Source organism: Kitasatospora sp. NPDC052896 (assembly GCF_044547075.1).
Lineage (GTDB): Bacteria > Actinomycetota > Actinomycetes > Streptomycetales > Streptomycetaceae > Kitasatospora.
The window spans coordinates 558,268-571,657 of the sequence record NZ_JBITZU010000001.1 but is presented as its reverse complement, the minus strand read 5'-3'; the positions used below and the strand labels follow the sequence as shown (position 1 = coordinate 571,657).

Sequence of the window (13,390 nt, the reverse complement as noted above, 5' to 3'; positions counted from 1 at the left end):
TTTCCGGCCAGTGCTCGCCCGCTACGCTGACGGTATGACGAGCGAGGAGCAGCCCACCCCCACCGCTGAGGCCGCGGCACGAGCCGGGGCCCCCGACCTCCCCGAGGTCGCGCCGGCCGGTACGCCGGGCGAGCGGGCGCGGGCGCTGCTCCGGGTCCGCCCGTACCGGCGGCTCTGGGTGACCCAGCTGCTCGGCGGGACGGCCGACCGGCTGGCCTTCCTGGTACTGCTGGCGCTCACCGTGGCGGGCGCGGCGGTCGGCGGGCAGTTCGGCGGCGGCTACCGCGGCCTGGCGCTCACCGTGGCCCTGGTCTTCGCGGTCCGGCTGCTCGCGGCGCTGCTCTTCGGCGCCGTGCTGCTCGGGCCGCTGCACACGCTGCTCACCAGCCGGCTGGACCGGCGCTGGACGCTGCTCGGCGCGGACGGGCTGCGCGCGGTGCTGGTCGGCATCGCGCCGTGGTGGCTCGGCTGGGTCGGCGGCTCGGCGGTGCTCTACCCGCTGCTGGCCACGGTCTTCGTCACCGGGGCGGCCGAGCGGGTCTGGGCGGTGGCCAAGAGCGCGACCACACCGACCCTGCTGCCCGCCGCCAACCCGTACGCCCCGGCCGAGGAGCAGCGGCCGTCCGCGGCCAACCTGGACACCGTGCGCACCCTGGACATGCGCACCGGCTGGGCGACCGTGCCGCTCGCGGCGCTCGGGCTGATCGGCTGCACGCTGCTGAACAACCTGGGCGCGGCGCTCGGCTCGCACTGGCTGCGGAGCCACCAGGTGACGGTGGCGGCGCTCGGCGCGGCCGCGCTCTTCGCGGCCGCCGCCGTGCTGCTGTACCTGCAGGAGCTGCCGGCCGGCGGCCCGCTGGGCAGCCCGCGCTCGCCGCTGCAGGGCCTGCGCGCGCCCACCGACGCGACGCCCGGCCCGGCGCTCACCAAGGGCCGCACCGGCTCCGCGCCGTACTTCACCTTCTCGGTCGCCGCGGCCTACGCCTCGATGGCCGGGATCGCCTCGCTGGCGCTGCTGACCGCCGGCGAGCACGGCGCCGGGCCGATCGGCTTCGGCCTGCTGGTGCTCGCCGCGACCGGCGCGCCGTGGCTCGGCCTGCGGCTCACCCGGACCACGCTGCCCGCGCTCTCCCGGCGCCGTTTGCTGGCGGTGGCGCTGCTCGTGCTGGGCGCCGCGCTGATCCTGGCCGGACTGGTCTTCGACTACGTGCTGATCCTGCTGCTCACCCTGGTGGCCGGGACGGCCGCCGGGCTGGTGATCGGGGTCGGCCGGGCGCTGCTGGCGCAGGAGGTCGAGGAGGCCCGGCTGCCGCGGGTCGTCGAGCACCTGTACGCGGTGTTGCGGGCGGTGGTGGCCGCCGCCCTGGTGGCCGTCCCGCTGATCGCCGCCGGGTACGGCGAGGTGGTGTTCGGCACCCGGCAGCCCGGCGGCTTCACCTTCGTGCACGGCGGGGCGGCCCTGGCGGTGGCCACCGCGGGCGTGCTGACCCTGGTGCTCGCGGCGATCGTGCTGCCGAAGACGGACGACCAGCGCGGCACGGTGCCGTTCGGGCGGGAGCTGCTGGAGTCGCTGCGCGCCGACCACGACGTGCCGCCGCACCGGGCGACCGGCACCGGCTTCTTCATCGCCCTGGAGGGCGGCGACGGCGCCGGCAAGTCGACCCAGGCGCAGGCCCTCGCGGAGTGGATCCGCAGCAAGGGCCACGAGGTGGTGGTCACCCGCGAGCCGGGCGGCAGCCCGATCGGGCAGCGGTTGCGCGGCCTGGTGCTGGACGTCAGCAACACCGGCCTCTCGCACCGCGCGGAGGCGCTGATCTACGCGGCCGACCGGGCCGAGCACGTGGAGAACGTGATCCGGCCGGCGCTGGCCCGAGGCGCGGTGGTGATCACCGACCGCTACATGGACTCCTCGATCGCCTACCAGGGCGCCGGCCGGGATCTGGCCGCCACCGAGGTGGCGCGGATCTCGCGCTGGGCCACCGGCGGGCTGGTGCCGGACCTGACCGTGGTGCTGGACGTCGATCCGAGCCGGGCCCGGGAGCGGTTCACCGAGGCGCTGGACCGGCTGGAGTCCGAGCCGACCGAGTTCCACGAGCGGGTGCGGTCCGGGTTCCTCGCGCTGGCGGCGGCCGACCCGGTGCGCTACCTGGTGGTCGACGGCAGCCAGCCGCCCGCCTTCGTGACCACCGCGATCCGCCACCGGCTGGACCGTGAGCTGCCGCTCTCCGAACAGGAGAAGGCGGCCCGGATCGAGCAGGAGCGGCTGGCCCGGGAGGAGGCCGAGCGGCGCGCCGCGGAGGAGGCCCGGCGGAAGGCCGAGGCGGCGGCCGAGGAGCGCAAGCGGCAGGAACTGCTGGAGCGGCTCCGGGCCGAGCAGGCCGAGAAGGAGCGGCTGGCGAAGGAGGAGGCCGAGCGGGTTGCCGCCGAGGCCGCCCGGAAGGCGGCCGAGGAGGCCCGGCTGCGCGCCGAGGAGGAGACGCGCCAACGGGCGGCGGAGGAGGCCGAGCGGCGCGCGGCGGAGCAGGCCCGGCTGGCGGCCGAGGCCGCCGAGCGGGCCCGTCGGGAGGCGGAGGCCGCCCAGGAGGCCGAGCTGCAGCGTCAGCGCGAGGTTCAGCGGGCGGAGCAGCGGCGGCGGGCCGAGGAGGCGCTGCAGCGGGCCGAGGAGGCGCGGCTCGCCGAGGCGGGCGCCGCGGAGGACCCGGCGACCACGCAGCTGCCGAAGGTCACCGGGGCGGAGGAGCTGACCGAGGAGATCTCCGAGCGCGACCGGCGGGCGGCGCTGGCCGCGGCGGAGGAGACCGCGGTGCTGCCGCGGGCGGCCGACGAGACCGCGGTGCTGCCGCGGACGGCTCCGGACGCGCCGGTGCGGCCGGTGGACGACCGGGTGCCGCCGGGCCTCTGGCGGCCCGAGCCGGCGGCGGACGGCGGTTCCGAGCAGACCCAGGAGCTGGCGTCCGGGCCGGCCGGTCCGCCGTCCTCGGCCCGTCGGCCGTCCTGGGCGGAGGCGACCCCGATGGACGACCTACCGACCCTGACCGACAGCCTGCTGGGTTCGCGCGAGGAGTGGGCCCGCTGGGAGCAGGAGGGCCACGACCCCGACGAGGGCGGCCGGCGCAAGCGCCGGAAGTGACGCCCCCCGCCCGGAGGCTCGCCCGCGGCCCGGGCGGGGGTGTCGGTGGCGGCCCGTATGCTCGGGGTCGGAAGCATCGGGCCGTGGAACGTGGGAGCAGCAGTGGCCGTCTGGGACGACCTGGTGGGCCAGGAACAGGTGGTCGAACAGCTGACCGCCGCGGCCCGGGCCGCTCGGGCGACGGTGGCCGCCGGCCGCGGCGGAGGCTCGGCCGCCCCGGGCGGCAACGCCTCGCTGATGACGCACGCCTGGCTCTTCACCGGCCCGCCGGGGGCCGGACAGATCACCGCGGCCCGGGCCTTCGCGGCGGCCCTCCAGTGCGCCAGCCCCGACCTCGATCTGGGCGGCACGCCCGGCTGCGGGTTCTGCGAGGGCTGCCACACGGTGATGGCCGGCAGCCACGCCGACGTGAAGTTCGTCCGCAGTGACGGCCTGTCGATCGGCGTCGGCGACATGCGCGACCTGGTGCTGCGGGCCGCCAGCTACCCGACCGGCGGGCGCTGGTCGGTGATCCTGCTGGACGCGGCCCACCGGCTCACCGAGGCGGCCGCGAACGCGCTGCTCAAGGGGGTCGAGGAGCCCTCGCCGCGGACGGTCTGGCTGCTCTGCGCGCCCTCGGTGCAGGACACCCTGCCGACGATCCGTTCGCGCTGCCGCCAGCTGGTGCTGCGGACCCCGTCCCCGGAGGCGGTGGCCGACCTGCTGGTCCGCCGGGACGGCGTGGAGCCCGCGCTGGCCGAGCTGGCGGCCCGGGCCGGGCAGGGCGACATCGAGCGCTCGCGCCGGCTCGCGGTGGACGAGCAGGCCCGCAGCCGGCGGCTGGAGGTGCTGCGGATCCCGCTGGAGGTGGCCGACCTGGGCGGTTGCCTGGCCGCGGCGCAGCGGCTGGTGGACACCGCCAAGACCGACGCGGAGGCGCTGGCGGAGACCCGGGACGCCAAGGAGACCGACGACCTGAAGGCCGCCTACGGCGCCGCCGAGGGGCTGGGTGGCAAGGCGCCGCGCGGGTTGGCCGGGGCGGTGAAGGAGTTGGAGAAGCGGCAGAAGAGCCGGGCCACCCGGACCCGTCGGGAGACGCTCGGGGTCGCGCTGCTCGACCTGCTGGGCTTCTACCGCGACGTGCTCGCGCTGCAGCTGGGCTCGACCGCCGCGCTGGCCAACCAGGACCAGCGGTCCGCGCTGGACCGGGTCGCCGCGGCCGGCCCGCCGGAGGGCACGCTGCGCCGGATCGAGGCCGTGCTGGCCTGCCGTCAGGCGCTTGACCGCAACGTCGATCCGCTGCTCGCGGTGGAGGCGATGACGGTCGCGCTGCGGGCCGGCTGACCCGCTGTCCATCGGACAGGTGTTCTGAGCAGGACATCAGCTCACTCGTTCGAGTGAACGTGGGTACTCGCCCGCGACGGTCGCGGCGATCGGCGGCGGCGTCTTGCACCCTGTGGTGCGAGTACGCCGTGGTCCGACTACAGGTCGCAGGGCCGGCCCGGCATTCCGGTCCTCCCTGAGGTGGTGCCCGATGCCCCGACAGCTCTTCGTGCTGCTCCTGCTCCTGCTCCTGCTACCCGGCTTCGTGCTGGCCCGCAGCGCGTTCGGCCGCTGGCGCGACCAGCGGGCCGCCGTCACCTACGAGCTGGTCGCCGACCCGCGCCCGACACTGATGCGGGCGGCGGGGGCGGCGCTCTGCTTGGTCTGCGCGGTCGTACTGGTGGTCGGCTCGGTGCTCAGCTGGCGCACTTCGGCCGGCGGCGCGCAGAGCGCGGACGCGGTGGGGCCGGCGAGCGGCGCCCGGGCCGCCGCGGAGGTGCGGCCGGCTCCGGTGCCCGGGGCCGCGCCCGGCGCGGCCGCCGCACCAGCCCCGGCCGCCGGGTCCCCGGCGCCGCCGCCGGTCGTGGTGCCCTGGGAGATCGTCGGGCACCCGGCGGGCGGCGAGCTGCGGCAGGCCGAGGTGCCGGGGGCGGACGGCCAGCCGCGCACCGTGCGGGTCTGGCTCCCGCCGCACTACGCGGACGACCGGGACGCCCGCTACCCCGTGCTGGTGCTGCAGGCGGCCGGCTCGGGGAAGACCGCGGACGCCGAGCTCCCGGACGTCTTCGACGGCATCGCCTCCGCGGTCAAGCTGGGCCGCTCCCGCCCGTTCGTGGTGGTCGCCCCGGCCGGCCCGACCGGGGCCGCGCGCCCCTGCGACCTGGTGGTCGCCGCCCCGCAGGCGCTGGCCGACGACGCCCGGATGCGGGCGTCGGTGGCCGCCAGCTTCCACACGATGTCACCCGGTCCGCAGGGCTGGGCGGCGCTCGGCGTCGAGGGCGGCGCCCCGTGCGCGGCCGCCGCCGGGCTCACCCGTGGCGACCTCTACGGCGCCGCCGCCGCGGTGTCCGGCCGCTACGACGTGCCCGCCCTGGTCCAGGCCGGCACCGAGGCCCCGGCCGGCCGGGCGCCGCAGCTGATGCTGGCGGCCGCCAAGGGCGACGCCGACGGCCTCGCCTCGGCGCGTGCCCTGCTCGGCGCGCTGCGCGGCGGCAAGGGCCAGGCCGCCCGGGCGGTGGTGCGGATCTCCGACAACGTCCAGGACTTCACGGCGGACAAGGAGCGGCTGCGGCTGGTCCGGGTCGCCACCCAGTACCTCGCCGAGACGCTCACCCAGCCGAACGGCTGAGTCCGAAGCGTCCCGGCACCCGCCGCGGCCGGCCCGACCGGGACCGGCCGCGGCGGCCATGTTCAGCACAGCCGGTCGCCGACCGGCTCCCCCGAGGGAGAACACCGCATGCGCCCTGCCCGATCCGCCCGTGTCGCCGCCACCGCGCGGATGGTGTCCGCTCTCACCGCCGCCGGGCTGCTGCTCGGCGGGTGCGCCATCGGCCGGTCGGGGAACGGCGGCCCGCCGCTCTCCGCGGACGGCACGCCGGCGACCGGCGGGCCCGCGCGGGCCGCCGCGCCGCTCGAACCGTTGCCCGCGGCGATCCCGGCCGGCCTCGCCTCCTACTACGGGCAGCGGCTGGACTGGCGGTCGTGCGACCAGAGCTTCGAGTGCGCCGGGTTCAAGGTGCCGCTGGACTACGACCACCCGGGGCACGGTGACCTGACCCTCGGCGCGGTCCGGGCGAAGGCGTCCGGGGCGGGGGCGGCTCGGCACCTGGGCTCGCTGGTGCTCAACCCCGGCGGCCCGGGCGGCTCGGCGGTGACGTACCTGGAGGCGGTCGCGGGCAGCTACAGCCGGGCCGTCCGCGCCGCCTACGACCTGGTCGGGGTCGACCCGCGCGGGGTCGGGCGCAGCTCCCCCGTCAGCTGCCTGAGCGGGGAGCGGATGGACGCCTTCACGGCGGTGGACACCACCCCGGGCACCACGCGGCAGGTCGACGAGCTGGTCGCCGCGGACAAGGAGTTCGCGGCCGGCTGCGCGAAGCGCTCGGGCGCCGTGCTGGGCCACCTCAGCACCGTCGAGGCGGCCCGCGACCTGGACGTGCTGCGCGCGCTGCTCGGCGACCCGAAGCTCTCCTACGTGGGCAAGTCCTACGGGACCATGCTGGGCGCCACCTACGCCGGGCTCTTCCCGTCCCGGGCCGGCCGGCTGGTGCTGGACGGCGCGATGGACCCGTCGCTGGACGCGCTGGCCGCCAACCGCGCCCAGGCCGGCGGCTTCGAGACCGCCTGGGAGGCGTTCGCCGGGGACTGCACCGCGCACCCGGACTGCCCGATCGGCCACAACCCGGAGGAGGCCGGCGAGGAGCTGAACCTGCTCCTCGCCAACCTGGAGGCCACGCCGCTCGGCACCGACCAGGGGCGCAAGCTGACCGCGGCGCAGGCCACCACCGGCGTGATCCAGGCGATGTACGCGGAGTCCCTCTGGCCGCAGCTGCGCAGCGCGCTGGAGACCGCGAAGGCGGGCGACGGCTCGGGGCTGTTGAAGCTCTCCGACTCGTACTACGAGCGCTCGGCGGACGGCACGTACCCCAGCCTGATGTTCGCCAACATGGCGATCAACTGCCTGGACATGCCGGCCCCGTTCACCGGGCCGGACCAGGTCGCCCGGGTGCTGCCGGACTTCGAGAAGGCCTCGCCGCACTTCGGCCGCGTGCTGGCCTGGATGGCGCTGGCCTGCGCCTACTGGCCGGTCCCGGCCACCGGGCGCCCGCACACCATCCGGGCCGAGGGGGCGGAACCGATCGTGGTGGTGGGCACCACCCGCGACCCGGCCACCCCGTACTCCTGGGCGAAGTCGCTGGCCGGCCAGCTGGCCTCGGGGCGGCTGCTGACCTTCGACGGCGACGGCCACACCGCCTACGGCCGGCACAACGATTGCGTCGACTCCGCGGTCGACCGGTACCTGCTGGAGGGGGAGCAGCCGGAGAGCGGTCTGAGCTGCGGCCGGTAGCGCTCAGGTGGCCCGTCGGGCACCCGGCGTGGCTGTGGCGGCCAACCAGTCGTCCAGCAGGGCGATCTGGCGCTCCGGCGGGAACTCCTCGGGTGCGAAGAGCGCCTGTACCACCAGGCCGAGCGCGAAGGACTGCGCGGCGGCCGCCAGGTCGGCGGTCGCCGTCGTGGCGGGCAGCTCACCGCGGCGCTGGGCGGCGGCCACGTGCCCGGCCAGCCGCTCGCGTCCGCGCCGGTAGCGCACGGCGTGCGCGGCGGCCAGCTCCGGATCGGCGAGCGCGACGTCCCAGGAGCAGACCCAGATCCTGTTCCTGGCGGCGCTCTCGGGGGCCAGCGGCAGGATGTCGAGCAGCGCGGCGCGCAGGGCGGGCAGCCCCTCGGAGGGGGCCTGGTGGCGCGGCCGCTCCGCCGAGCGTTGGTCCAGCACCTCCAACGCGCAGGCCAGCAGCGCGCGTTTGTGCGGGAAGTAGTGCGTGAGCAGGCCGGTGCTGGCGTTCATCTCGGCTGCCACGGCGCGCAGCGTCAGCCCGCCGAAGCCGTGTGCGGCCAGCACCCGCCACACCGCCTCGGAGACGTCGCGGCGCCTGGCTTCATGGTCTCCCCGGGCAGGCGTCATGGCGGCTATGGTACCTACCAAACGTTTGTTATGTATGCCCGCCAGCTCTCCCCCTCTCCCGGAGGAACCTCTCGTGTACGCCATACCGCTCGCCGCCGCCCGTCCCGCCGAACTCCGCCCGCTGGAGCCCTGGCAGGCCGCCGAGTTCCTGGCCCACATCGACCGGGCCCGCCCGAACACCGACCCCTGGATCCCCTGGGCCTCGCGCTCCACCGACCTCGACTCGGCCCGTGTCACCCTCCAGGGCTACGCCGACCGGCAGGCCGCCGACGCCGGCCGGATCTACGGCATCTGGCTGGACGGCACCCTGGTCGGCGGCGTGATGTTCGTGCACTTCGACACCGTCTCGGGGAACTGCGAGATCGGCTGCTGGACCGAGTCGGCCGGCGAGGGCCACGGTCTGGTGACCGCCGCCGTGCGCCACCTGGTCGAGTACGCGCTGGTCGAGCGCGGCCTCCAGCGCGTCGAGTGGTTCACCAGCACCCGCAACACCCGCAGCCGCGCGGTCGCCCAGCGGCTCGGCATGCGGCTGGACGGCGTCCTGCGCTCGTACTTCCCGCACAACGGCGTCCGGCACGACAAGGAGGTCTGGTCACTGCTGGCGGACGAGTGGCGCACCTCGGAGCAGCGAGCGGGACTCGGCCTCTGACCGGGAGTGCGGCCCGGGCGGCCGGTGCCCACTGCGGCCCGGCCGCCGGCGCCGCGCCCCGGCACCCGCGGGCGCGATCCTGTCGCACGGCGCCTCGCCGTTCCGTCGGGAGGCCTCGCCGGAAAGGCCGACGCGGGATCGAAGCGCTGCTCGAAGACGAACGGACCCACCTCCCGCGGCATGACGATCGCGGCGACCCCGACACCGCCCGCGCAGCCGGGCGCGGCCAGCGCTCTCCGTCCCGGAGCCTTTTGTGAGCAGCACCTGCGCGACTGTGAGCAGCACCTGCGCGACGACGTCGACGGTGAGCGGCGCGAAGCGAGGGAGACTCAGGCGGAACGCGTGGCCATCACGGTTGGCGATGACGACCGGGCCGTCGTCCCAGATCCGTGGGCACTCGGGGCCCTCGAGGGTCTCGGTGAGCATCCTGCCGAGTTCGCGGTGATCCGGGCGCTGGGCCACCGGGAAGCGGAACATCGCCAGGCAGCCCGCGGGCGCGCCGCGGTCGGTTCGACCGGCTGTTCCCGGGACTCCGGGGCCGTCAGTCCCCAACTGATGGGATTGGCCCGGGGCTTGAGCACGCAAAGGCACCGCTCGGCCATCGCCTCGTTGCAGCCGATGATGTCGCAGGAGTTGGCGGTGAGATGGGCGGGCCGTGGCATCTGTTGGTCTAGAAGACCTCGGAGCGGGGTCAGGTCGAGCCCCCGCCGTCCGGCGCCACGGCTGGGAACGGTTCCCCACCGGGGGTGTAGAGAGAGCTCCGCCCGCTCGTCCGGGCAGAGCCGGAGGGCCTCTGTCAGCGCGGCGAGCCTCCTGCCGTCCAGGCGGGGCGTCGTGCCGTGCTCCAGACCCCGGTACCACCGCTCGCTCATAAGGGGCCCCTCCGATCCTCGTCCTGCCCCGACCGCCGGGACGGGAGGCCGGTGTGGCGCCGCACGAGGACAGTGCTCCCGGCCCGTGCGGCAGCGTCGCCGCAGGTCGGAGGCTCGGGAAGGGCAACCCGGGCGACCGCCACGGTGACGTCGGACGCTGACCCGGCGGGGGAAGGACTCGGCACACCCTGGCTCCGCCGACGGCCGCACCCGACCGAATGACTCCCATGGCCGGGAAACGGAAACCCCCGGTCAGTCGCCTGACTCGGGGGTTCACCGTGGAGCCGCCTGCGGGATTCGAACCCGCGACCTACGCATTACGAGCCCGAGAGTGATCATGATGGCTGCTGTCGGCATCGATCACTTGATGCCGAAGCTTGCTGGTCAGAGCACTCGCACGCGTTCCACGATCTGGCTCGAACCGGTACATGATGTGCAGTCCGCTCACGCATCGCTCACGCAGGTCGGCTCCGGCACAGCCGGCCGCGACCCGCCGACAGCACAACGCCTGGCACCACCGAGCAAGACCGTTTGAGCTGAAGCACGCGATCCGACAAGGGTCGATCGGGGCGGGCCGGTTAAGACTGGCTGCCTTCCTCCGGTTCTTGTTCCGTGTCCAGCCGCCGCCACAGTCGTTCCGCAATATCCACCAACGTCCCCTCCCCCGGTACCCGCCACTGCTTGGGCCCTTGGACGGCACTCCACTGCTCCCGCCACTCAGCCTGCTGCCAGATGTGGTTCACCAGTCCACTCGGCGAGTAGCGCCGGCCATCCGCCTCCCAGAGGATCGGTGCCTTGCGGTCGTTGAGCCAACTGGCCCGACGACGGCGCGGGTCCTGGTCGAGCCAGGCGCCGATGGCCCGCTCTTCCGTGTCGCTGGCTGCGTAAGCCAACGGGGTACCGTCAGGGATGAGGTCGTGGTCCACGAGGAGGTGAATTGTCGGCGGACGCTTCGGACGCTTCTTGCTGGCTGCCGTAACGAACGCTGATAGATCAGGGGTGCCGCTCCCTGCGTCGAGCGTCAGCAAGACCGCCTGGACCAGCTGCTTGGACTTCTCCTCGCTGGCGAAGGTGCTGGTGATGTAACTCTTGTTGGTGAAGAGCTTATCGACCATGTCGATCAGGCAGGCCAGGACACTTCGCACTTGGTCGGGCACGCCCCGCAGAATCGTGTCCCAGTCGCTGTCGGGCTCTTCAATCGCCTCGCTGCCGATGCGCTGGAACACCACATGGGCGGCCAGCAGCGCCCCACTGTCCGCAATGGACGCCGCCCTCCCCGACAGTGTCGACCGGAGCTTCGTCAGCTCGTCTCGGATCTCCCGCAGGACCTGCACGGAACGCCAGATCTGCTGGGCGCTCGGCTGTTGCCCGAACAAGCGGGTGTAGGCGCCATCAGCGCCTTCCTTCCACAGGGCCTCGGTCGACCCCTTGACCCGGACTGCGAAGGTCGGATCCCGATACGCACAGGCGAGGGCGGTGGCCGCCTCAGTGACCGAGCAGCCGGATTCGGGCGCCGGGTCCATCTCCCCCCGTCGGAAGACGTACTCCTTGTCGAGTGAGAGCTTGAAGTCCTTCTGGATTTCGCTCTGGACCGAGTCGATGGCGATGAAGTCCCGCCGCTCCATGTGGTTCTGAGTGTTGGTGGCCTTGGTAATGCTCTGTGCGAACCCCTCGGGCGTCCCCTGGATCGAGACGATCCGTACGGAGACGTAGGCTTCCGCCACCGCGTCGGGGTCCTTCTCGAAGGCCCGGTTCGCTGAGGTGACGGTCTGCGCCCCGTTCACGACGCTTGCGTTGCGGAGGGTCAGGGAGATAGGCGCGCCAGTCGCGCGCTTCGCAAAGAACTCCCGCTCGATGGTGTCACACTGCACCGTGATGCCGTTGTGACGATAGAGGAAGCCGTCAGGATCCTCCAACATGCTGTCGACCAGGGTCTTGTTGACTCCGGTGAGCCCGAGCGACTTGCGGACGTTCCGGTCATAGAGACGCTCGCCGTTGTCTGCGTACCACTGGGCAAGTTCCGCGGCACTCACCTCACCAACGATGGCCTTGTATGGAGTTTCGCGGTCGTGCCAACCCTCAGTCATCTTCGCGGTGAGTGTGATCGGCTCCGGTTCCAGATCTTCCCGGATGGCCCGGTGGAAGTCAGCCTGATCCACCACTCGGTACTCGACAGTGCGGCCGAGACCACCGAATTCGCGGGCCGCCTCATCCAGTATGGTGCGCGTCTCAAGCGAGAGCCGGCCATCCCCCATGAGAGCGATGACAAGGTGCACCTTGCAGGTGGGTAGCTTGAGGACCCCGTGCACCCGGTCTCCAAGGAGCCGCAGGCGCTCGTTGAAGTGGTCGAGATCCCGGTTGTCGAGCTTCTTGAGGCCATGGATGAGCTTGAGTGCTGCCTCGGTGTCGAAGCCGGCTGTCCCAGAGTTCTTCCACTTGGCCTGGATCAGCCAGAGTTCCGTGCCTGATGCAGAAAAGGCCACGGAGTCGATGCCAAAGTCGTCCCGGCCATCGATCACCCCAGTGGCTGCCTCGTCCGAGGTGCAGTCAGTCAGGATGCGAGCCGCCTTCGCCGATACTGCCCGGGACAAGAGGGCGATCTCACGCTCTTTGGGATCCTTCTTCTCGAAGTCGTCCATGGAAATCCGGTCAGCGAACTCCCTCAGCAACGCCTCGCGAACCTGCCGCACCTCCAGCGGCATGCCCTGCGCGCTCTTCCCCATCTGATCCCACTCCCGGTCTCGCCCTAACTACCCAGCCTACCCGGGTGGTTCAGGGCATGAGGGGTGAACCAAGTGAGCAGCGTAACGATGCCCGGCAGCCGCCACAGGTTGCCGGGCCTGCGTGCAGTCGTCAGTCAACGAGGTAGTGGGCTTCGATGGCGACGGTGGAGTCGTACGGCTCCCCCACCGGCCTATGCATGTACCGGAGGAAGACTGCAGCAGTGGCGAACGGGCTCCTCGGCTGCGAGCGTCAGCGTTGTCCCACGATCAGGCGCGAGTCCAGGTGACCACCTGGTCAATCTCCTTGGCTAGGTTCCTCTCCATGACTGTCCGGCTGGACGGTGCGTGGCCGTGGATGGTCCGCGACAGGAAGCCCATGGCCGTCGTCCAGCATGACGACGGCCGTGTTGCGGTGCCGTCGGCGATGTCGCCGGCGCGGACCACGACGTCCGCGTCGAGCGCGTTGACGGCCGCGGCCACCCGCTCCGACCAGCCCGCCCGGTCGATCGGCCCGTAGTGGGTGTCGTCCAGCACCGTGACCCGGGTCCCGTCCAGGCCCCGCCGAGCTGCGGAACGTGGACGTCCAGCCGCTTCACTCGGGGCACGCGCATCGCCGCGTAGTGCCCCCAGCCCTGCAGCCCCGCTGACACCACGGCCACGACCCTGGCTCGCTCGGCACCGCCGACGTCGAACCCGCCCAGCACGAGGTCCACCAAACCGCCCAGCACCGACCAGGTGAACAGCACCCAGACGACGCCGAGACTGGCGTCCGCGACGCGAGCGGCCCGGTCGACCCGCCTCGACTCGTGGCCCGTGACCATTAGGAAGGTGAAGGACACCAGCCAGGCGGCGAAGACGCCAGTGCTGGGCAGGAAGACCGGGAACGGCCAGTTGGCGCTGGAGCCGAACTGCGTCCACCACCGCGGGAAGCACAGCACCGCGAGGCCCCGCAAGACTATTCCTGCTGGCGCCGGGCCGTGCCATCAAGCCCTGCTTACCCAAGTCAGTGAAGTGTGGCCCAGCCCTCGAGTGCCG

The 13,390-nt window shown here is 73.4% G+C and carries 8 protein-coding genes; 5 read left to right on the top strand and 3 right to left on the bottom strand.

Annotation, left to right across the window (positions count from 1 at the left end):
- Nucleotides 1-34 precede the first annotated feature (34 nt).
- The 4 genes from tmk (at nt 35) to ACIGXM_RS02620 (ending at nt 7,496) form a co-directional block, all read left to right on the top strand.
- The gene (gene tmk, locus ACIGXM_RS02635; protein ID WP_396556055.1) at nt 35-3,130 is read left to right on the top strand and encodes a dTMP kinase; all 3,096 of its coding nucleotides are present in this window, start codon (nt 35-37) and stop codon (nt 3,128-3,130) included.
- A 102-nt stretch (nt 3,131-3,232) separates the two neighbouring features.
- Nucleotides 3,233-4,453: a DNA polymerase III subunit delta' gene (locus ACIGXM_RS02630; protein ID WP_396556053.1), complete on the top strand. Its 1,221-nt coding sequence runs from the start codon at nt 3,233-3,235 to the stop codon at nt 4,451-4,453.
- Nucleotides 4,454-4,643: 190 nt separating this feature from the next.
- Nucleotides 4,644-5,780 (top strand): hypothetical protein, encoded by a 1,137-nt coding sequence (locus ACIGXM_RS02625; protein ID WP_396556051.1) that lies wholly within the window; start codon nt 4,644-4,646, stop codon nt 5,778-5,780.
- Between the two features lie 108 nt (nt 5,781-5,888).
- Complete coding sequence (locus ACIGXM_RS02620; protein WP_396556049.1) at nt 5,889-7,496, top strand: alpha/beta hydrolase; 1,608 nt, start codon at nt 5,889-5,891, stop codon at nt 7,494-7,496.
- Nucleotides 7,497-7,499: 3 nt separating this feature from the next.
- Here the strand turns inward: ACIGXM_RS02620 and ACIGXM_RS02615 are convergent, their stop codons facing one another.
- Nucleotides 7,500-8,111 carry a TetR/AcrR family transcriptional regulator gene (locus ACIGXM_RS02615; RefSeq protein WP_396556047.1) on the bottom strand — a complete coding sequence of 204 codons (612 nt, stop codon included), beginning with the start codon at nt 8,109-8,111 and terminating at the stop codon, nt 7,500-7,502.
- A gap of 73 nt (nt 8,112-8,184) precedes the next feature.
- Between ACIGXM_RS02615 and ACIGXM_RS02610 the strand changes: the two genes are divergently transcribed.
- Nucleotides 8,185-8,760, top strand: a complete 576-nt coding sequence (locus ACIGXM_RS02610; protein WP_396556045.1) for a GNAT family N-acetyltransferase — start codon at nt 8,185-8,187, stop codon at nt 8,758-8,760.
- A gap of 1,450 nt (nt 8,761-10,210) precedes the next feature.
- On the opposite strand, the gene ACIGXM_RS02605 is transcribed toward ACIGXM_RS02610, so the two are convergent.
- Together ACIGXM_RS02605 and ACIGXM_RS02600 are read right to left on the bottom strand one after the other, a co-directional pair.
- Nucleotides 10,211-12,355, bottom strand: a complete 2,145-nt coding sequence (locus ACIGXM_RS02605) for an AIPR family protein (protein ID WP_396556043.1) — start codon at nt 12,353-12,355, stop codon at nt 10,211-10,213.
- Between the two features lie 267 nt (nt 12,356-12,622).
- Complete coding sequence (locus tag ACIGXM_RS02600; RefSeq protein ID WP_396556041.1) at nt 12,623-12,889, bottom strand: hypothetical protein; 267 nt, start codon at nt 12,887-12,889, stop codon at nt 12,623-12,625.
- Nucleotides 12,890-13,390: the final 501 nt, after the last annotated feature.

Bases quoted from the DNA above. Each gene is read 5' to 3' on its own strand.
- ACIGXM_RS02615 (WP_396556047.1), bottom strand. From the start codon at position 8,111: ATGACGCCTGCCCGGGGAGACCATGAAGCCAGGCGCCGCGACGTCTCC.
- ACIGXM_RS02605 (WP_396556043.1), bottom strand. From the start codon at position 12,355: ATGGGGAAGAGCGCGCAGGGCATGCCGCTGGAGGTGCGGCAGGTTCGC.
- tmk (WP_396556055.1), top strand. From the start codon at position 35: ATGACGAGCGAGGAGCAGCCCACCCCCACCGCTGAGGCCGCGGCACGA.
- ACIGXM_RS02625 (WP_396556051.1), top strand. From the start codon at position 4,644: ATGCCCCGACAGCTCTTCGTGCTGCTCCTGCTCCTGCTCCTGCTACCC.
- ACIGXM_RS02620 (WP_396556049.1), top strand. From the start codon at position 5,889: ATGCGCCCTGCCCGATCCGCCCGTGTCGCCGCCACCGCGCGGATGGTG.